Genomic DNA, 21,573 nt, shown 5'->3' on the forward strand with positions numbered 1-21,573 from the left:
GGCCAATTTGGGTACCGGTATTGCAACCGGCTGGGGTACCGACAAGTTAGTCAGTATTGAAGGTCTGATTGGTTCTGCACAAGGTGATACGTTCACGGATAGTGCGGCGAATAACCTGTTTGAAGGACGCGGTGGCAATGACACTTTCTACCTGACTAACGGTGGTAACGATGTACTGATGTACAAAGTGCTGGCCGGTAAGAGCGGTGACGGTAGGGGCGGTAACGGCCATGACACGGTATATGGTTTCACCGTGGGTAATCTGCTGACCAATGACAATGCCGATTTGATTGATTTGGGTGATGTACTTAATTACTCAGGTTCATACTCCTGCTTTATGGATGACGGCAAAATGACGCTGGATTTCGCCTCTCAGGGAATACTGAATTATCTGAAAGTAGATCAGTTGAATGGCGATACCATCATCAGCATTGACCGTGATGGTAAAGGTGGTGCTTATGGCTTTGAAGAGCTGTTAACGCTGAAAGGTGTGAGTACTGATCTGGTAACGCTGTTATCTAACAACCAGATTGAAGTCGGTGACGATACGCTGTCCAGTGCATCTTCCGCTACACATTCTTTGTTATCGACTACTCAGCAGTCACTGCTATCTATTTCTCAGATGTATACCGCCGGTGATGACATTCTGTTTGGTACCGAGAAGGCAGATATCCTGATGGGTGGCCTCGGCAACGATACCTTTATCCATATTGGCAAAGGTGATCAGGTCATGGGTGGCGCGGGTAATGATGTTATCAAGCTGGCTTCAACAGATTTCGCTTATATCTCTGGTGATGAGGGTATCGACACCCTGATTCTGGAAGGTAAAAACGAGCTGTTAGATCTGGGCGCGTTAAAAGACAAGCTGGAATCAATAGAGATATTCGACATGGGTGACGCAAGTAACACCATGAAAGTATCTCTGGATGATGTTCTGCGTCTGGGTTCAGAAGAACTGGCAATTCACAGTGGTGATAAAGCAATTATCGTCAATGGTGAAGAAGGCAGCACCCTGAAGTTAGAGGGTGGTGACGGCCAGTGGACGATGTCGCACAGTCATTATCAACATGCAGGTAATACCTATAACGTTTGGACCGTAGGTACTTCAGGTATTGAAGTACTGGTCGAGAACACCGTCAATTCAATCATTATGTAACTGAATGACTAAAGCAGCTGCCTTAAGGCGGCTGCTTTAGTTTTATACAAATTTATTCAGGGGCATCCATTGGGTGATACCTCATTTAGTTAAGCATTGTTAGCACAAACAGTGAAGGCAACGAATAGAAGGCAGATCTCTCAGGATGTATCTGTCGAATTACTACTTATCTGTAGCTCGGATAACGGTAATTCAACGGCAGTACCGGTGAGATAAGTAAACAAGATATCACCGGTATAACCGTGAAAATCGTCGGGTAAGTGCGTTGACTTAATCGATGTCAGTCAAGGGGTGGGAGAACGCCTTGCTGGTTAATAATCACGCAGGATGAGTGAAATCTGACCTGTTTTTTCGGATGGTTTTACTTTTTAAAGATACGGAAATAGTGATGACAGGACATTTGTCTGACGTCATCAAACGCTGAGTTAAGCGTTAAGCACTTAATGGAATGCCTATTTCTGAAAATGGAATATAAGGAATTAATTTAAATGAATACTAATTTTATTGATAACAGTCGCGATGCTACCCCTGCTTTTTCTGGTGTAGGTATGCCAGGAAGCATTGTTACTCTGTTTGATAATGGCATGATGATCGGTGAGGCTCTGGTTGGCGAAGATGGCCTGTGGAGCCTTTCTGCTAGTGCATTGCCAGGCGGTATACATAACCTTTCTGTTCATGGAATGGATAGCTTCGGTAACAACAATTTCATGTTGGGATCGGCGATTATGGAAGTAGGTGAAATTGCACAACCAGTACCGCAGCCAGAGCAACAGCCACAGCCTGAACTACAACCAGAACCAAGTCGTACATTAGTAACACCAGTCATTAGCGGTGCGTATGATCATATTGGTGCTGATGTGGGTAACGTTAAATCTGGTGAGATCACTGATGACGCTCGCCCGGTTATTAGCGGTACCGGTACTGTCGGCGACATCGTTGTTGTATACAACACTGATAGCAATGGCCAGCATGAAATTGGCCAGGCTGTTGTTGATGCAGAAGGTAACTGGAGCGTAACGCCTTATGGTTTTGCCACTCTGGCAGTGGGTGAAAACCAACTGACCGTGGTAGCAATAGACCCTGCTGTAGGTACACGTAGCGAAGTCAGCGAGCCGTACACACTGGTAGTTGAATCATTTATTCCAGCACCGGTACATGGTGAAGTGATGCAAGGTACTGCTGGTGATGACGTGTTTGCTAATGTTGGCGAAGCGGATCAGGTACTGGCTGGTGCTGGTAACGATCTGATTAACCTGAAATCACTCAACTTTGCTCTGGTCGATGGCGGTGAAGGTATTGATACGGTAGCACTGTCAACTCAGTACGCTAACTTATACCTGAACGGCGTAAAAGACACGTTAACGTCAGTAGAAATCTTCGATCTGGGTAATGGCCATAATACCATTACTGTTTCTATGAATGACGTTCTGCGTATGGGTTCTGAAGAGCTGTCAGTTCACGGTGATAAGAAAGCGCTGGTTATTAACGGCGAAGACGGTTCTACCTTAGCGATCGAAAACGTTCACGAACAGTGGATCCAGTCTGGTGGTCAGGATAGCCAGTGGACCATGTCACAGCATGATTATCAGTATGCTGGTAACACCTATAACGTCTGGACTATTGGTAACTCAAGTGTTGAGCTGCTGGTCGAGAATACGGTTAATACCATCATTATGTAATTGAAAATTAAAACGGTCACCATCAGGTGGCCGTTTTTACATCTAAATTTCAGACACAAAAAAGAGGAGGTGAAAAACAAACAGGCCACTCAGGCACAAAAAATAGCGGGTTGGATAGTGGCGTAATGGAAGAAAAAACCACTGACAACCCTGATGCTAATCGTTGAGTGGAAATATTAAGTTTAATAGGAAGTGGTAAGGATCGCTTCTGTTGTCAGCAAAATTGCAACAGTAAGCGGATATATTGCACCGAATTTCGCTTATTAGATATACCAGCTGATAACAATAAAAAGGAAGTCCAGTTTCAGAACCTGAGATTGTGTTCTGTTAAGAGTAATGCACTCAACGGACAATCAAAAATGAAGAATGGATAAGGAGTCTGTTCTCGTATGAGTAAAAATATTAGTCTATTAGTTAGTACAGGGGGCGCCAGCTCTCAGGCTATATCTCTTGATTCAAACAACCCTGTCAGGATTAAAATTCAGGAAGGGCACCAGTACATCTTAAAAAATCAAGATAATAACCATTCACCGCAAAATGTGACGCTAAAGCGGCACGGTAACGATCTGTATGTGATTTTAGAAGGCGATACCGATCCTACGATTGTTATTGATAATTACTATGTTTCAGGTAATCACCAGCCATTATTAGGTATTGCTGAAGATGGTCAGCTTTATTCCTATATTACCAGTGATGCATTGGGTGAAGGTTACATGCTGGCTGACGAGGGTGTTACTTCCGTCGCGTTAGGCGGCTCTTCACTGGGTGATAGTAGCTATTTATTTGAGAGTGTCGAATATAGCGATGGACTGATGGCATCATGGCCATGGTTCTTAGGTGCCGCAGCGATTGGCGGTATTGGCTATGCTATTTATGATAATAATAAAGATGATGATAGTTCCTCCTCATCCTCATCCTCATCACAGCCAGCTGTTCAGGCAGAATCCCAACCGATCTCTCAATCGGAATCTCAACCAGAATCTCAATCGATCGCTCAATCAGAATCAGAGCCGGTACCTTTACCGACTCCAGATGAAGCTATCAATGTTATTGATGATATAACTACTCCAGCTCAACCTGTCGCCAGTAGCCTTGTGATTGACAGTCAGTCAGGTTCTGTTTTATCAGGGACAAAGCTTGCCAGTACTTTACCAACATTTTCAGGGGAAGGTGAACCGGGTAGCGTTATTACCTTTATGGATGATGCTACGGTAAGTAAACAGATCGTTATGGCTAAAAGCGGTAAGCATTTGCTTATGGCTGATAATGCAACCGTAATGTCTGACAGCAGTTATGTCATTGGTCAGGTAGTCGTTGGCGCAGACGGTAAGTGGAGTTTTACGCCAGATAAACCTTTATCTGAAGGTTCTCATCATATCACAATGATCGCTACCGATAAGCTCGGTAATCAAAGTACTGTCACAGAATTGATGGCGTTCGAGGTAGATATCACTGCGCCAGAAACACCTGTAATTAATACGGTGCTGGATTCGTCTGGTGATTTGAACCACCCAATCTTATTGGATGGTATTACTCGTGAAGCTAAACCGATCATCACGGGTCAGGGAGAACCGAAAAGCGCTATTACTATCACCGATCATGGTGAGGTAATCGGTCATGTCATTGCTGATGAATACGGAAACTGGACATTTACATCAGAAGTTGCATTAAGCGAAGGTGCCCATAGTATTTGCGTTGCCGCAGCAGATGGGGCTGGTAATGGTAGTCAAATATCCAATGCTTTTGTATTTAATGTAGATACTTTAGCACCTGAACAGCCAGTTATTAGCAACATTACTGACGATAAAAACCCATCTTTTGTGGGTGAGGGTGAGCCAAACAGCACGGTCACTATTTTTGATAATGGCGTGTTGATTGGTCAAGCTTCTGTCAGTGGTGAAGGTCAGTGGGTATTCACACCGAAGGAACCGCTGAGTGAAGGCGCTCATAGTATTACTGTATGTGTGACTGATAGTGCGGGTAATGTGAGCGATCCGTCAGCAGCATTTGAGTTTATCTCTGAGGCCATAGATTTGCCGACGGAGCTGGCTGTACCGACCATTGAGTCTGCGCGAGATGATGTTGGTTTAATACAAGGAACCTTGCACAGTGGGGACTTCACAGATGCATCGACTCCAACGTTAAGTGGTAAAGCCGAGGCTAACAGTGTAGTGAATGTGTATGGCGACTCGATGTTGCTGGGGTCTGTGGTAGCTGATAGCAATGGCCAGTGGAGCTTTACACCAGCGTCTGCATTATCAGATGGTCAATATATATTTACCGCAACAGTAACAAATAGTGCCGGTAACGTTAGCACCTCGTCGGATATTTTTGTGTTGACGGTGGACACTATCGCTCCAGAAGCTGCTTCCATTCTAGAGATCGCTCAGTATCTATGTGGCTCAGCGCAGCTCGTCATGGGGACTGCTGAAGCTAATAGCGTTGTCACTGTATACGATAATGGCCGTGTAATTGGTAGTACGACGGTTGATTCTACTGGTCTTTGGGAGCTTCGTCTGGATCCTGTTTCAGAACCTGGTGAGCATGCGCTCACAACGGTCGTAACAGATAGAGCGGGTAATATTAGTGAAGCCAGCCCTGAACATCATTTCTATATTAATGTGCGAAGTATCAGTATTACGGGTTTAAGTGATTGGAGTGGTGATATAACGGGTAATATCTTCCCGGGTAGTGTAACCGATGAGCTTCGCCCGCAAATCACAGGCTTGGCAGAAGTGGGTTACGTCATTAAAATTTATGATGGCAGTACTCTGTTGGGTTCAACCACAACTCTTGAAGACGGTAAATGGAGCTTTACGCCAACCGACGATCTGGCTCAGGGGGAGCATAGCATCACTGCTGTAGCAATCGACGCAAATGGTATTGTTGGTGAGCCTACCTCAAAAATTACTTTTACTATTGATATCACTCCACCAGATGCACCGACCATAGAATCAGTTTATGCGGATTTCCGTGGTGAGCTAACTAGCGATGTCATCATTAATAATACGTTACCGATGTTAAATGGCGTAGCTGAGCACGGTAGTACTGTACGTATTTTCGACAATGGCGTCTTAATCGCTATAGTTGAGGCGGATAGCACCTCGGGTAAGTGGAACTTTATGCCAGAAAAAGCGCTCTTGTTTGGAGAGCATATTTTCACTGCAGAGGCCTCCGATGTAGCAGGCAACAGCAGCAGTCAGTCACCTGAGTTTGTTGTAATTATTGATAGTGAACTTTGTATTATTCCGCCAGTTCTGGAAGAGCCTGTAGAGCAAACCATACCAGCAACCATCGAGAAGCTGATTGATGATGTTGGCAGTATCATCGGTGAGATTGCGCCACATGGTGTAACGGATGATGTTCGTCCGGAAATCGTCGGCAGGGCCAACGCCGGTAATATTGTTAACGTCTATGGTAATGATGGACTGCTGGGTTCAGCCCTGACGGATGCTGATGGTAAATGGAGTCTGATTCCGGCTATGGATTTGGCTGAGGGTACCCACCGCCTTAGCGCCATAGTCATGAATCCGGAAGGTCCTGTCAGGGATGTGGCTTCAATCTTTGAGTTTACCGTTGATACCATTGCTCCGGAAAAACCTCTACTTGACTTTAATATTCGTATTTATGCGGAGGGAGTCCCTTCCGATATGGAACTGAATAGCCAGAATGATGAGGGCAAGGATGCGTGGTTTCGTGGATTTCTGGGGCAAAGTGAACCGGGAGCTACGATCACCATTATTGATAACGGTCAGGTAATCGGCCAGACCACCGTTGATGCATCAGGATGGTGGACATTTATGCCGCAGCCAGCATTAAGTGGTGGAGATCATGAAACTTATGTTACAGCGATGGATAAAGCGGGCAATATCAGCGAACCATCCAACACACTCACTTTCAATCTGGAAGGCAGTAGTTCTGAGCCTCAAAGAGCAGCAACCATTGATCATCTGATTGATGATGTTGGCAGTATCATCGGTACGATTAACGCTCACGGCATAACGGATGACGTTCGTCCGGAAATCGTTGGCAGGGCCAATGCCGGTAATATCGTTAACGTCTATGGTAATGATGGACTGCTGGGTTCAGCCCTGACCGATGCTGATGGTAAATGGAGTCTGATTCCGGCTATGGATTTGGCTGAGGGTACGCACCGCCTTAGCGCCATAGTCATGAATCCGGAAGGCCCTGTCAGGGATGTGGCTTCAATCTTTGAGTTTACCGTTGATACCATTGCTCCGGAAAAACCTCTACTTGACTTTAATATTCGTATTTATGCGGAGGGAGTCCCTTCCGATATGGAACTGAATAGCCAGAATGATGAGGGCAAGGATGCGTGGTTTCGTGGATTTCTGGGGCAAAGTGAACCGGGAGCTACGATCACCATTATTGATAACGGTCAGGTAATCGGCCAGACCACCGTTGATGCATCAGGATGGTGGACATTTATGCCGCAGCCAGCATTAAGTGGTGGAGATCATGAAACTTATGTTACAGCGATGGATAAAGCGGGCAATATCAGCGAACCATCCAACACGCTCACTTTCAATCTGGAAGGCAGTAGTTCTGAGCCTCAAAGAGCAGCAACCATTGATCATCTGATTGATGATGTTGGCAGTATCATCGGTGAGATTGCGCCACATGGTGTAACGGATGATGTTCGTCCGGAAATCGTCGGCAGGGCCAACGCCGGTAATATTGTTAACGTCTATGGTAATGATGGACTGCTGGGTTCAGCTCTGACGGATGCTGATGGTAACTGGAGTTTGACTCCGACTATGGATTTGGCTGAGGGTACGCACCGCCTTAGCGCAATAATCATGAATCCGGAAGGTCCTGTCAGAGACGTGGCTTCAGTGTTTGAGTTTACTATTGATATCACTGCACCAGCGGTACCAACCATTGATTATGCCTTTGATAACGTAGGTCATCTCACCGGTATGTTAAAAAACGGTGATGTTACCGATGACAGCACCCCAACTCTCCATGGTTCAGCGATAGCAAACAGTGTTGTCGATATCTATCTTGGTGGCGAGAAGATTGGTAGCGTAACGGCAGATGCAGAGGGTAAGTGGGCATTTACCACTACACCGATTGATATACGTGAACATGTGTTTACCGTAACGGCAACGGATGCGAATGGTAAGGTCAGTGAGTCAAGCCAAGAGTTCCGTTTAGCGGTTGATAATGTACACTATGTTCCCACTACTATCGTTTACGTGATTGATAGTGTTGGTGATATTACAGGTCAAATTCGAAAAGACAGTGTTACTGATGATCCTCGTCCATACATTGCAGGAACAGCGGATAAGCACAGTATCGTTGAGATTTATGATGGAGAGACCTTACTGGGATCAACAAGGGCATTATCTGATGGTGAGTGGAACTTTACACCACCGTTTGATCTGGCTCAGGGCGAGCATAGTATTACTGCTATCGCAACTGACATCATTGGTTATGTTTATCCTCCATCCAACGCGTTTAGCTTTACAGTTGATACCACCCCACCAGCGATGCCAACTATCGAATCAGTCTCTGCAGATTTCCGCAGCGATATGAGCAGCGGCACTGCCACTAATGACGTTACGCCAACGCTAAATGGTGTAGCAGAGAAGGGTAGTCTCGTCACTATTTTTGATGGTAACGTCAAATTAGGTTCGGTACAGGCAGATAGCACTACGGGTAAATGGAGTTTTACGCCATCATTTGATCTGACTTATGGCGACCATACATTTACTGCGTTATCTGTTGATAAAGCAGGCAATGAGAGCACCCAATCGTCAGCGTTTGTTGTGGTTATTGATGCTGATATTTGCATTATGCCACCGCCTGTGGAGCCAGCAGAAGTACCAGAGATACCGACCATTACTGCTCCGGTGGTGGTATATGATAATTTGGGTGAAAACATCACGTTGAAAGAAGGTGATGTAACTGATGATTGCACTCCATCTCTATCTGGAACGACCGAAGCTGGCAATATTGTGACTATCTACGATCACGGTGTTGTTATTGGTTCAACCATATGCTGGGATGGTACCTGGAAGTATTCTACTTCCGATGCACCTCTGGCGGATGGTGAGCATCAGTTTACTGTTACCACTATGGATAAGGCTGGGAATGTTAGTGAGGTTAGCTCTGAAGTTAATATCACTATCGATACCAGTGGAATCTTACCTTCGGTCATGTATCTCAGTGATAACGTTGGAACTGTAAGAGGCCATGTCGCAGCCGATGGTTCAACCGATGATCTCCGTCCTTGGATTACCGGTAGCGGTAAAATTGGTAGTGTCGTCATGGTATATGACGATGGGGTATTGTTGGGTTCATCCACCGTGGGGGCCTGGGACGGTCAATGGTATGTAAAACCATATCTTGATTTAGCCGAGGGCAAGCATAGCATTACATTAGTTGCCACCGACAAACTGGGTAACCATACTGAATCAATCTCTACGTTTGATTTCTTTGTGGATACTATTGCACCAGCGATACCGACCATTGAGTCAGCCATAGATAATATGGGATCGATACAGGGTTTATTGGGCAGCGGCGGTACAACAGATGACTCAACGCCAACTCTGACCGGTAAAGCTGAAGTTGGTAGTATCGTGAAGGTGTATGACGGTAGCGTTCTGTTAGGCTCGGCAACAGTAGATAGTCTGAGCGGTGAGTGGAGCTTTACACCAGCGGCGTATTTGGCTAAAGGTGAACATCAGTTCTATGTTACGGCTACAGATACTACAGGTAACAACAGCCAGCCATCAGAGAACTTTAGTCTGATTCTTGAATATAGCCAACCTGATAGCGCTAACCTGGCAATCACTAATGTACACTCAGATGGTCCTGTCGAAGTAATGAATAATGGACCTATGCACACTGGTGATATTGAGAATGGTGGTGCAATTAGTTATGGCCAACCTCTCATTAGTGGTACAGGTTTTGCGGGTGATGTAATCACTCTATACTCCAATGGATATTATAGTAATCTTGAATTGGGAAGCACGACTGTCGATGCTAACGGGAAGTGGAGCCTGCAGTTAACCACTTACTTACAACTGGATGATAATGAGCTTTTTGCAGTTGGAGTAGATGCTCAGGGGAATGTTACTGGCACTAGCGCACCATATGCCGTTACTTTCTATGGTATATGGGCAGATTCTGTGATGCCGGACCTGGTTGCAGAGAACGATAGTCTGGTACTTGCCAACGTAGAGGATGAAGGTTCTGAGAACGCAGATGATGCTACAACAGGCACTCTCCTACACTCAACGAATCTGGTCTTCTTCGGCAGTGAAGGCACTGACACCTTGATCCTGAATGGCCAGAACGAACAATTGAAACCGGAGTTAATGCAGGACAAATTAACTTCTGTGGAGATTTCCGATCTGGGTAATGGCAATAACATCATGACAGTCAGTTTGAATGATGTCTTACGTGTTGGTACAGAAGAATTGGCAATCAATAGCGGAAACAAAGCGATTGTTGTCAATGGTGATGAGGACAGTACACTGCAGTTAGAAGAAACTGATACTCAGTTGAATGTGTCGCAAAGCGAACATCAATATGCTGGCAATACTTATGACGTCTGGATCAATGCTTCTTCAACCGTTGAAGTCCTGCTAGAAAACACAGTGCATGTAATGTTGTAATGCACTAACAAACGGAACGATCGCCATCCGGCGTTCGTTCTGATAACAAAACCGGCCCGTTGTTCAGGCCGGTTTTATTGTTTACTGAAACAGCGACTAATGAAAGACCCCTTGCAAAATAGTGTTCACTATTAAATTTGTTACGGCAACCAGCACCAAATCATCACCCACCGCGTACCATTCATAGCCAGGATAGTGAGGGAGGCCGTTTAGCATGGTCACCGGTACCCTTTTTTTAGCAATGCCCGGAGGCAGCGGTTTACCCCGTGCTAAATTTTTGGCAATGCCTGGTGGCAAAGGCTTATAGCCAATAATGCCGTAGTTAACCGCCATTCCCCGAGCCTGATCGAACGTAATGGTTACGCTGACATTATCGTGGTCATCGTGCCCGTTTTCCTTATTTTTATTACCTTTGTTGCCTTTATCTTTATGGTCATACTGTTTCTGGCTATTACCTTTGCCATTGCCTCCGGGATCGGCATTTACCGGAGTCGCTCCCAACACCAAAGGTATGAATGCTGCAAAGATGATAGCAGAGAGTTTTTTGTTCATATGTGAAGCCTTATCTGAATGATTTGCTGTCTGAATGAATATTAGCAGCGATTAAACAGCGCTTCCGTCAGCATGGATAAGCCGACTGTAAAAGAAGTGATAATGGTTGTAACGGTAGATAAGATCGGATGAGGCAATCTGAAAACCTAATCAATTGGCATCAATGGATATTCCGGTCGTAAAATCTGAAGTGCTTATATTCGCTTTGTGCTCGACCGGAAGACCGTCTGTACTTGGCTTCAGTGCGTGTTGGGCCTGGCCGGGTTAGGGGCACTTCGTTGGCTTACGCCAAGTCGACCCCAACACCCGTCCCTCCCAACAATTGGCTATTTTAAAACACGAAACCGAACAAATCGGTTTTTTATCAACTACAGCAACTGAGTTTGAGCTTCAGCCGCCGCCAGCGCTACCATATTCACGATACGTCTAACGGAAGCGATCGGCGTCAGAATATGTACCGGCTTGGAAATACCCATTAGTACTGGACCCACGGTCACACCTTCTGAAGAGGAAACTCGCAGCAGGTTATAGCTGATACGAGCCGATTCCATATTTGGCATAATCAGGATATTTGCTGCGCCTTTCAGCGGGCTGTCCGGCATCACGTCGTTACGAATACTCTCTACCAGAGCGGCATCGCCGTGCATTTCGCCATCAATTTCCAGCTCCGGAGCGGCCAGTTTCACCAGCTCCAACACCTTGCGCATTTTACGGGCGCTTGGGCTATCTGAGGTGCCAAAACTGGAGTGTGACAGTAGCGCGACTTTAGGCTCGATACCAAAGCGACGTACGGTCTCCGCTGCCATTAGCGTGATTTCTGCCAGCTGTTCCGGCGTTGGATCATCATTCACATAGGTATCAGCAATAAAGGTATTGCCGCTTGGCAGAATAATCGCGTTCATCGCACAGGCAGTATTCACCCCGTCACGATAGCCAAATACTCCTTTCAGCACCTCATAATGCTCATGATAACTGCCGATAGTACCGCAAATCAGGCCGTCAGCTTCACCACGTTGCACCATAATGGTACCAATCAGGGTTGGGTTACCGATTAATGTACGCTGTGCCTGCTCGCGGGAAACGCCTTTACGCTTCATCAACTGATAGTACTCATTCCAGTACTCGTTGAAACGCGGATCGGATTCGTTATTCACAATCTCAAAATCTTTACCCGCAGCAATTTGCAGACCCAATTTTTTGATGCGCATTTCAATCACGCTTGGGCGACCGATCAGAATCGGATAGGCCAGCCCCTGAGAAACGATGTCCTGAGTGGCGTGCAGTACGCGCTCTTCTTCCCCTTCAGCCATCACAATTCGCTTCAGCTGTTTCTTCGCCTGGGAGAAGATTGGCTTCATAAACAGATTGGTTTTATAGATAAACTGGGTCAGATGTTCAACGTAAGCATCCATATCGGTAATTGGACGCTCAGCAACACCGGAATCCATTGCTGCTTGCGCTACGGCCGGAGCGATTTTTACAATCAGACGCGGGTCGAATGGTTTTGGAATCAGGTATTCAGGCCCAAAAGAGAGCTCCTGATCGCCATAGGCAGAAGAAACCACATCGCTCTGCTCTGCCAGCGCCAGATCGGCGATGGCGCGTACCGCGGCCAGTTTCATCTCTTCGTTGATTACCGTTGCGCCAACATCCAGCGCGCCACGGAACAGGAATGGGAAACACAGAACGTTGTTTACCTGATTCGGGTAATCCGAACGGCCGGTACAGACGATAGCATCTGGACGAACCGCTTTAGCCAGCGGTGGCAGAATTTCTGGTTCAGGGTTAGCCAGCGCCAGAATCAATGGATTCTTGGCCATGCCTTTCACCATGTCCTGTGTTAACACACCAGGACCTGAACAGCCAAGGAAGATATCCGCACCGTCAATGACTTCGGCCAGGCTGCGTTTACCGCTGTCTACTACCGCGTAAAGCGCTTTATTCTCTTCCATATTCTCATCGCGGCCCTGATAGATAACGCCGCGTGAGTCACAAACGGTAATGTTCTTTTTGTCCATACCCAGCGCAACCAGCAGGTTCAGACAGGCGATGGCTGCTGCACCGGCACCGGATACCACCAGCGTAACGTCGCTGATTTTTTTGTCCACAACTCGCAAACCGTTTAATACCGCAGAGGCGCAGATAATGGCAGTACCATGCTGATCGTCGTGGAACACAGGAATCTTCATGCGCTTACGTAGCGCTTTTTCGATCTGGAAGCACTCGGGTGCTTTAATATCTTCCAGGTTGATTCCGCCAAAGGTTGGTTCCAGAGAAGCGATAATTTCAATCAGCTTTTCCGGGTCAGATTCGTCAACTTCAATATCAAATACGTCAATACCGGCGAACTTTTTGAACAGCACGCCTTTACCTTCCATCACGGGTTTTCCAGCCAGGGCACCAATGTTGCCCAAGCCGAGTACGGCTGTGCCGTTAGAGATTACCGCTACCAGATTGCCACGGGCAGTATATTTGTAAGATGCCTGAGGATCGGCGGCAATTTCTAAGCAGGGCGCAGCAACGCCCGGCGAGTAGGCCAGTGCTAAATCACGCTGGGTAGCCAGTGGTTTGGTTGGCGTTATTTTAATTTTTCCTGGTACAGGAAACTGGTGGAAATCAAGAGCGCTTTGTTTTAATTGTTCGTCCATTATCGTGTCCTTTTCAGGGTGGTACAGGGCGACGCCGTGATACCCCGGAATAGATATAGGGTAATTATTAAAGACTGATGAGATGCAGCATCGTTATTGTTGGTCTTTCACTATAACTGTTTCTTTACGTACTTATTCATTATAAAGCACAGTTAGACAGCAATCTTAACATTAAATTAATAATTGACCACGCAAACATCAGTGGTGTTATCGCTTATTGTGACAGGGAATAACTATTAAGCCTTTCCCCCACGCGTCTGAATTATTAATTGGTCCTTAATCGGTTAAATTGTCATCATTGAATGATTATTTATCATAAATATCATTTGGTTGAAAAATTTAATTATTTTTCTTTTCGTATTACATACCAGAGCTAATACCATCAACTATGCTTACTGTGTATCGGTTAGAAAGGGTCTTTCTTCAGTTTTAGGTTGCATTGACGCTTTTTAAGGAACCTATCCGGTCGCAGCATGAGGATATGTAGTCGCTATCAATAAGATGGATTAACTAAAAGGTGAGTCGACAATGAGTGCAAAATTTGAAATTTTTCTGAGTAAAAACAATGAATTCTATTTCCGCTTAAAAGCAGGAAATGGGCAAATCATTCTGGGTAGTGAAGGTTATACCACCAAAGCTAACTGCCAGAATGGTATCAAGTCAGTGAAAACCCATTCTCAGGACAGCAAATATTTTGAAAAGAAAGTGACCTCTAATGACAAGTTCTCTTTCAATTTAAAAGCATCTAATGGTCAGGTTATTGGTACCAGCCAGACGTATACCTCTGAACAGTCACGAGACGCAGGTATTGCTTCTGTTACTCATAATGCACCTGATGCAACCGTCGTAGATTTGACTGTAGAAGCCTGATTGCTTCTGCCAACAGGATTTTTACACCCTGTAGTGCTTCGTCCGTTAGTGCCTTACATGGCTAACGGACTTTTTTCTTTATTGCGCCAGCTTCAATAGGCTGTTGAGAATTAGAACTGGCGTAATAGCGATGGTTTTGCTGCCAGACGATACAGGCAGTGTTGCAGTAGCGGGTGATCTTTCGCCAGCGCCGGATGGTCAAAATAGTCTGGCGATAGCGTCATTCCCAGCCTTTCCATCACCGCTCTGGAGCGCTGATTAGTTATGGTGGTAAAGGCAACAATCTCTGGCAGTTCAAGCTGTTCAAAGCCCACCTGCAGGGCGCGTTTTGCCGCCTCAGTAGCGTATCCTTTTCCCCAAAAATCCTTTGCCAGTCGCCAGCCAATTTCCACACAAGGGGAAAAGGGAAGTTCATAGGTTGGAATATGCAGGCCGACAAAGCCAATAAATTGGGCGGTGGCTTTCAATTCAACCGCCCATAAACCCCATCCGCGTTCAGCAATTAGCGACTGGCAGCGATCGGCCATGGCATCGCTGGTGGCTTTATCCAGAGTAGAAGGGAAAAACTCCATTACCTGAGCGTCAGCATTAAGTGCGGCAAAGGGGGCGCGATCTTCAGGACACCACTGCCGTAGCTGCAAGCGTTCGGTTTCAGGTTCAATTAGCTTGGACATCAGATACCTTAATTAAATATTCATCTATACCAGAGTGTAGGCCTTCTCCAGGCCGTCATCTTTGTCGTCCTTATCCTGTTTATCATCCTGTTCATGATGTTCACGAATGATAATTACTGGGGGTTCAATATCCTCATCAACAGCCAAAGCCGTCTCTGTGGAGTCGTCCACTGGGCCGTCCGTCTCCACAATGTCCTGCTGATTAACGATCTCTGGCGCTGGCATGCTGTCCTGAATCATCTGTTCATCAAAGCTGGGGTTAAGTGCCGGAGAAAGCGGAGAACTCATCAGGCTGTCTGGCATAGCAATATGCGGCAATGGGGCATCTTCCACAAAATGCACTTCCTGCTTTTTCGCCGTGCGACTGAGCAGTACCAACACTACGCTACATAACGCAAAGAAAGCATACAGAATATTACCCCCCAGCGGTTGCATCAGGGCACCAACAATCAGAGGGCCGATACTGGCACCTACGCCAAATGACATCAGTAAACAAGCCGCCAGCGAAACCCGGCGCTCTGATTCAATCAGGTCATTGGCCAGAGCCACGACCAATGGATAGAGGGTAAATTGCAGCATGCCCACTACAAACCCGATTCCCAGTAAAAGCGTAAAAGAGATATGGGTCAGTATGGCTAATGGTAACGCGGCTAATGCCAGTAACAGAGCAATTATTCGTAATAAAACTAATCGATTATAACGATCGGAAAGCCAGCTAAAAGGCAGTTGAGCAATCAGACCGGCACAAATAGAAACCGCCATAAACATCCCCGTCTGTTCAGTGGAAAGGGATTGCAGGCTGGTATAAACCGGAGCCAGACCGTAAAAAGAGCCCACCACCATGCCGATCACCACAATAGAGGCCAGCACTTTGGGAATCGAGCCAATAAAATAACGCAGCTCCATAGGCGCCGGTGAAATCTGCTGCACGTGGCTACGGGTGGTCAGAGCAATAGGTACCAGACAAAGTGAGAAACAAAGGGCAATAATCAGCAGGGTTTGAATGCCTAAATCAGGCTGCATAATTAAAACAATCTGTCCCAATGCCGTTCCCAGATAAGAGGCGGCCATATAAAAGCCAAATACCACACCCCGTTGGTTAGGTTCCGCCTGATCGTTAAACCAGCTTTCCAGTACCATATACTGACACATCAGGCACAGGCCAATAATCAGCCTCAGAACCACCCACACCATCAGAATCTCGGTGATACCGTGCATCAGTACCGCTGCGGTAATAATACCGGCACAGGCGACATAGGTTCGGATGTGCCCGACCCGAATAATCAATGAGTAACCGACCTTCCCCCCAATCACCAGACCAATATAGTTTGCGGCAATAATTGCCCCAATAAAGGCACCGCTAACGCTGGTTGATGCTAATCGCAGGGAGATATAGGTGGTCAGCAGCCCGGAACCCAACAACATAATCATGGTTGTGGTATACAGGGGGAAAAACACGCCAAGGGCTTTTCTCACGGATCCTCCGGTGGAGTTTTTTTAACCAGCATCCGATGGTAACAAAATATACCCGGAAGAAATAGTAACGGACGGTTTTAGTGCGGGATCGGCCTGAATGACACAAAGCGTTCTCAGACGTTTGATTGATCGCTTTTCCCCCGATATGATGCAGCACTAAGGAATTGGAACGAGGTGAAAGTCATGAATGGAGAGCAGGCATCTGTACCGGCAATCGGTATTGATTTAGGGACAACCAACAGTCTTATTAGCGTTTGGCAAGATGGCAAAGCTCATCTTATTCCCAATGCACTGGGGGAATATCTGACCCCTTCCGCCATCAGTGTTGATGAGGATGACTCTATTCTGATTGGTCGTGCGGCCTTGTCTCGCCTGACAACTCACCCGACGAAAACCGCTTCACTGTTCAAACGCTATATGGGTAGCAATCGCCAGTACAAACTGGGTGATAAGACTTTTACTGCGCCTGAACTTTCCGCTCTGGTACTCAAATCCCTTAAAGCGGATGCTGAGGCCTGGTTAGATCAACCGATTACCGACGTGGTTATCTCCGTTCCTGCCTATTTTAGCGATGAGCAGCGCAAACAAACCCGTTTCGCTGCGGAGCTGGCGGGGCTTAATGCCGTGCGTTTAATCAATGAACCAACCGCAGCAGCGATGGCCTATGGCCTGCATACTCAGGAATTTGGCCGTACGCTGGTGTTTGATCTGGGGGGCGGAACCTTTGACGTTACCGTACTGGAATATGCGCTGCCTCTGATTGAAGTTCACTCTTCTGCCGGTGATAACTACCTTGGTGGGGAAGATTTTACTCACGCGCTGGTGAAAGCCTGCCTGAAAGAGTGGAAGCTGGACGAAAGTACCATTACACCGGAAGCGATAGCTCGCCTCAATGACAGTGCCGAAGAGATAAAATGCGGCCTGAATAATCAGGAAAGCGTGCTGAATTGGCACTGGCAGGACAAAGAGTGGAGTTATAGCCTTGACGATCAACAGGCTGAAAAGCTGTGGTTACCATTGCTAAATCGCCTTCGTGCCCCGATTGAACAGGCGCTGAGCGATGCTCGCTTACAGCCAAGCCAATTGGATAATCTGGTGCTGGTGGGTGGCGCTTCCCGCCTGAGCGTTATCCAGCGCATGGTGGTGCGGCTGTTTGGCAAAATGCCCCATCAGCATCTGGACCCCAGCACCATTGTAGCATTAGGTGCAGCAGTGCAGGCCGCCTGTCGCTTGCGTAACGAAGATATTGACGAAGTTATCCTGACGGATGTTTGTCCGTACACGCTGGGAATCGCCACCAGTAACGATAAAATATCGGGGATCTTCTCACCGATTATTGAACGTAATACCGTGGTGCCAACTTCCCGGGTTGAAACCTTCTATACCAATCATCCGGAACAAAAATTTATTCGGGTGGCGGTCTATCAGGGAGAAAGCCCTCGGGTAGATAACAATATTCTGGTGGAATCGTTCGAAGTTCCGGTAGAACCCAATGGCCGTATTCAATCACTGGATATCCGCTTTAGTTACGACATCAATGGACTGCTGGAAGTGGACGTCAACATGCTGGAAACCGGCAGCACCCACTCCAAAGTCATCGACCACAGCCCAATAGGGCTGAGCGACAGCCAAAAACAGGCCAGCCACGACCGACTTAAAGCGCTGAAAATTCACCCGCGAGACGCCATTCCAAACCGCGCACTACTGGCTCGCCTCGAACGCGCCTGGTCCCAATCCCTCGGCGACCAGCGCATGCAAATTGGCATCTGGCTACAAGAGTTCGACCAAACCCTGGCCGAACACAAAGAAGAACTGATTACTCAAGTACGAGAAAGACTCATCGACTACCTGAACTCGATGAAGTTGTAATGTTTAGTTAGTTGAATTAATTACGACAATATTTGATGGGTTTTATCTGTTAATAAAGCCAATCGGAGGGATAGGGTGGCGTGGGGGGCGACTTGGCGTAAGCCAACGACAAACAGGCAAAGCCTGTTTGAACAGCGCTAGCGCTGGCCCGTCAGGGTGAAACACCGCAAGGTGTTTCATAACTGCCCGTAGGCAGCCTAGGCCCGACGCTCTCCAGACTTAAGTACAGGTGACCTTCCGGCCGGGCACAAAGTCAATATAAGCACAATGCCATTACGGCTGGAACATCCACCGTTGTCCATTTCAACAAAACCACAACAGCACTACAATCCCCCCTGACACATATACTTCAACTCCAGATAATCATCGATCCCATACTCAGAGCCTTCACGCCCCAATCCTGACTGCTTCACACCGCCAAACGGAGCCACTTCATTCGACAACAAACCGGTATTAATACCGACCATACCGTACTCCAGCGCCTCGCTGACGCGCCAGATGCGGGCACTGTCTTTACTGTAGAAATAGGCGGCCAGCCCATAAATGGTGCTATTGGCCAGACGGATAGCTTCTTTTTCATCATCAAAAATCACCAGTGGTGCAACCGGACCAAAGATTTCTTCCTCCAGTAACTTTGCACTCTCAGGAACATCGCCCAACACGACTGGATTAACAAAGTTACCGCCCAGTGGATGAACCTTGCCGCCGGTGAGCATTTTTGCTCCGTGGGAAACGGCATCATCAACCAGCGACTGTACTTTTTCCACCGCCTTCTGATTAATCATCGGGCCGATATTAACCCCTTCATCAAGTCCGTTACCCACCTTCAGCTCATTTACTTTGCGAGTGAACTGTTCAGCAAAGGTAGAATAGACATCACGATGGATATAGAAACGGTTAGCACAAACGCAAGTTTGTCCGGCATTACGGTATTTGGCCGCAATCGCACCTTCCACAGCGGCGGGAATATCCGCATCGTCAAAAACGATAAAAGGCGCATTACCTCCCAATTCCAGTGACACTTTCTTAATCGTCTCCGCACTTTGTCGCATCAACAGGCGACCCACTTCGGTGGAGCCGGTAAAGGTTAGCTTACGGATATCCGGATGAGCCGTGAGTACGCCGCCAATCGGGCCGGAACGCCCGGTGACGACATTAAATACCCCGGCAGGAATACCCGCTCGTCGTGCCAGCTCCGCCATCGCCAGAGCAGAATAAGGCGTTTCGCTGGCAGGTCTTAACACCATGGTACAGCCCGCAGCCAGTGCCGGAGCTGCTTTGCGAGTGATCATGGCCGCCGGAAAGTTCCACGGTGTAATTGCAGCGCAAACGCCGATGGGTTGTTTTATCACCATCAGGCGCTTATCCGCCGTTGGCGATGGGATCACGTCACCATTGGTACGTTTACACTGTTCGGCAAACCATTCAATAAAGGAAGCAGCATAACGAATTTCGCCTTCGGCTTCGGCCAATGGCTTGCCCTGTTCACGGGTCATGATCATGGCTAAATCTTTGCGGTTCTCGATCATTAAATCGAACCATTTACGCAGCAGTATTGAGCGTTGCTGAGCCGGTAACACTTTCCAGCCGTTTAGCGCCAAACGTGCAGCGTCCACGGCAACCAGCGTATCGTTTTCGTTCATATCGGGCACCTGGCCCAAACGTTCACCGGTAGCGGGGTCAAATACCTCGAGGTGGTTTTTACTGCCGGCATCCAGCCAGATACCATTGATAAACGCCTGTTGTTTAAACAACGTTGGATCATTAAGTTTCATTAGATTGACCTCCGGAAACAGATTTCAGGGTAGTCTTTAAGGATAGACCATCGAATGCGGGCAATTTGTGATGGGCTATCGACATCCGGATAAAGAGCGGGTGCCGATAGCGGCTAACTGTCAGATTTCACTACAGTCGTTCAGCAATCGCTTTGCCAACTTCCTGAGTTGAGGCACTGCCGCCCATGTCGCGGGTTTTTGGCCCCTGAGCGATTGCCTGTTCAATGGCGTGTAGGATGCCATCATGAGCCTGTTGATAGCGATTATCCCCTTCACCCAGAAAGCTCAGCATCATGGCCCCGGTCCAGATCATGGCAATCGGATTAGCAATATTCTGACCGTAAATATCAGGTGCGGAACCGTGCACCGGTTCAAACATCGACGGGAAGTTACGTTCCGGATTGATATTGGCAGACGGCGCGATGCCAATGGTGCCAGCACAGGCCGGGCCGAGGTCTGACAGAATATCGCCAAACAGGTTAGAGGCCACCACTACATCAAAACGTTCCGGATTAAGTACGAAGCGAGCACAAAGAATATCAATATGCTGCTTGTCCCAGGCAATTTGTGGATAGTTTTCTGCCATTAAAGCCAGACGTTCATCCCAGTAAGGCATGCTGATAGCCATACCGTTGGATTTTGTGGCCGAAGTCAGTTTTTTGCGCGGGCGAGTCTGAGCCAGTTCAAAAGCATACTTCAGGATGCGATCAACCCCGTGGCGGGAGAAGATAGACTCCTGTACCACAAACTCCCTGTCTGTGCCTTCAAACATGCGGCCACCAAGGGAAGAGTATTCCCCTTCGGTATTTTCCCTCACCACATAAAAATCGATATCGCCGGGCTTTTTATTGGCTAATGGACAGGGAACCCCCGGAAACAGGCGTACCGGTCGCAGGTTAACGTACTGGTCAAACTCACGGCGAAATTTAAGCAATGAACCCCACAGGGAGATATGGTCTGGTACTTTGTCCGGCCAGCCAACGGCACCAAAATAGATGGCGTCAAACGACTGGAGTTGTTTAAACCAGTCGGCTGGCATCATGCTGCCGTGCTCAAGATAGTAATCACAGCTCGCCCAGTCGAAAGTATGAAACTCCAGGTTGAGATCCCAACGTCGGGCAGCGGCTTCCAGCACGCGGACCCCTTCTGGTAATACTTCTTTGCCGATACCGTCGCCGGGAATGGCGGCAATTCTGTAAGTCTTATTCATCAGGGGCCTCTCTTGTGT

At 47.4% G+C, this 21,573-nt stretch carries 11 protein-coding genes; 5 read left to right on the forward strand and 6 right to left on the reverse strand.

Annotated elements, in window-relative coordinates:
* Positions 1-7: 7 nt before the first annotated feature.
* The 3 genes from EKN56_RS00110 to EKN56_RS00120 all read left to right on the forward strand — a co-directional run bounded on the left by EKN56_RS00110 (position 8) and on the right by EKN56_RS00120 (position 10,481).
* Positions 8-1,156 carry a calcium-binding protein gene (locus EKN56_RS00110; RefSeq protein WP_130589952.1) on the forward strand — a complete coding sequence of 383 codons (1,149 nt, stop codon included), beginning with the start codon at positions 8-10 and terminating at the stop codon, positions 1,154-1,156.
* 488 nt (positions 1,157-1,644) lie between these two features.
* The gene (locus EKN56_RS00115) at positions 1,645-2,835 is read left to right on the forward strand and encodes an Ig-like domain-containing protein (protein ID WP_130589953.1); all 1,191 of its coding nucleotides are present in this window, start codon (positions 1,645-1,647) and stop codon (positions 2,833-2,835) included.
* A gap of 389 nt (positions 2,836-3,224) precedes the next feature.
* Entirely contained in the window at positions 3,225-10,481 is a 7,257-nt protein-coding gene (locus EKN56_RS00120) for an Ig-like domain-containing protein (protein ID WP_130589954.1), read from the forward strand.
* Positions 10,482-10,577: 96 nt separating this feature from the next.
* Here EKN56_RS00120 and EKN56_RS00125 read toward each other — a convergent pair whose 3' ends face one another.
* Positions 10,578-11,033 (reverse strand): anti-virulence regulator CigR family protein, encoded by a 456-nt coding sequence (locus EKN56_RS00125; protein WP_130589955.1) that lies wholly within the window; start codon positions 11,031-11,033, stop codon positions 10,578-10,580.
* 368 nt (positions 11,034-11,401) lie between these two features.
* Positions 11,402-13,681: an NADP-dependent oxaloacetate-decarboxylating malate dehydrogenase gene (gene maeB / locus EKN56_RS00130; protein ID WP_130589956.1), complete on the reverse strand. Its 2,280-nt coding sequence runs from the start codon at positions 13,679-13,681 to the stop codon at positions 11,402-11,404.
* Positions 13,682-14,209: 528 nt separating this feature from the next.
* On the opposite strand from maeB, the gene EKN56_RS00135 reads away from it, so the two are divergent.
* Positions 14,210-14,551 carry a YegP family protein gene (locus EKN56_RS00135; protein WP_130589957.1) on the forward strand — a complete coding sequence of 114 codons (342 nt, stop codon included), beginning with the start codon at positions 14,210-14,212 and terminating at the stop codon, positions 14,549-14,551.
* 110 nt (positions 14,552-14,661) lie between these two features.
* On the opposite strand, the gene EKN56_RS00140 is transcribed toward EKN56_RS00135, so the two are convergent.
* Positions 14,662-15,225, reverse strand: a complete 564-nt coding sequence (locus EKN56_RS00140; protein WP_130589958.1) for a GNAT family N-acetyltransferase — start codon at positions 15,223-15,225, stop codon at positions 14,662-14,664.
* A 24-nt stretch (positions 15,226-15,249) separates the two neighbouring features.
* Complete coding sequence (locus EKN56_RS00145) at positions 15,250-16,701, reverse strand: MFS transporter (RefSeq protein WP_130589959.1); 1,452 nt, start codon at positions 16,699-16,701, stop codon at positions 15,250-15,252.
* Positions 16,702-16,884: 183 nt separating this feature from the next.
* Between EKN56_RS00145 and EKN56_RS00150 the strand changes: the two genes are divergently transcribed.
* On the forward strand, positions 16,885-18,570 hold the full coding sequence (locus EKN56_RS00150; RefSeq protein ID WP_130593540.1) for a molecular chaperone HscC: 1,686 nt from the start codon (positions 16,885-16,887) through the stop codon (positions 18,568-18,570).
* 323 nt (positions 18,571-18,893) lie between these two features.
* Here EKN56_RS00150 and EKN56_RS00155 read toward each other — a convergent pair whose 3' ends face one another.
* Positions 18,894-20,345 carry an NAD-dependent succinate-semialdehyde dehydrogenase gene (locus EKN56_RS00155; RefSeq protein ID WP_130589960.1) on the reverse strand — a complete coding sequence of 484 codons (1,452 nt, stop codon included), beginning with the start codon at positions 20,343-20,345 and terminating at the stop codon, positions 18,894-18,896.
* A gap of 130 nt (positions 20,346-20,475) precedes the next feature.
* The gene (locus EKN56_RS00160) at positions 20,476-21,555 is read right to left on the reverse strand and encodes a tartrate dehydrogenase (RefSeq protein ID WP_130589961.1); all 1,080 of its coding nucleotides are present in this window, start codon (positions 21,553-21,555) and stop codon (positions 20,476-20,478) included.
* Positions 21,556-21,573: the final 18 nt, after the last annotated feature.

Origin of the sequence: Limnobaculum zhutongyuii, from assembly GCF_004295645.1 — a bacterium.
GTDB lineage: Bacteria > Pseudomonadota > Gammaproteobacteria > Enterobacterales > Enterobacteriaceae > Limnobaculum > Limnobaculum zhutongyuii.

Bases quoted from the DNA above. Each gene is read 5' to 3' on its own strand.
- EKN56_RS00125 (WP_130589955.1), bottom strand. From the start codon at position 11,033: ATGAACAAAAAACTCTCTGCTATCATCTTTGCAGCATTCATACCTTTG.
- EKN56_RS00135 (WP_130589957.1), top strand. From the start codon at position 14,210: ATGAGTGCAAAATTTGAAATTTTTCTGAGTAAAAACAATGAATTCTAT.
- EKN56_RS00140 (WP_130589958.1), bottom strand. From the start codon at position 15,225: ATGTCCAAGCTAATTGAACCTGAAACCGAACGCTTGCAGCTACGGCAG.
- EKN56_RS00115 (WP_130589953.1), top strand. From the start codon at position 1,645: ATGAATACTAATTTTATTGATAACAGTCGCGATGCTACCCCTGCTTTT.
- maeB (WP_130589956.1), bottom strand. From the start codon at position 13,681: ATGGACGAACAATTAAAACAAAGCGCTCTTGATTTCCACCAGTTTCCT.
- EKN56_RS00155 (WP_130589960.1), bottom strand. From the start codon at position 20,345: ATGAAACTTAATGATCCAACGTTGTTTAAACAACAGGCGTTTATCAAT.
- EKN56_RS00150 (WP_130593540.1), top strand. From the start codon at position 16,885: ATGAATGGAGAGCAGGCATCTGTACCGGCAATCGGTATTGATTTAGGG.
- EKN56_RS00160 (WP_130589961.1), bottom strand. From the start codon at position 21,555: ATGAATAAGACTTACAGAATTGCCGCCATTCCCGGCGACGGTATCGGC.
- EKN56_RS00120 (WP_130589954.1), top strand. From the start codon at position 3,225: ATGAGTAAAAATATTAGTCTATTAGTTAGTACAGGGGGCGCCAGCTCT.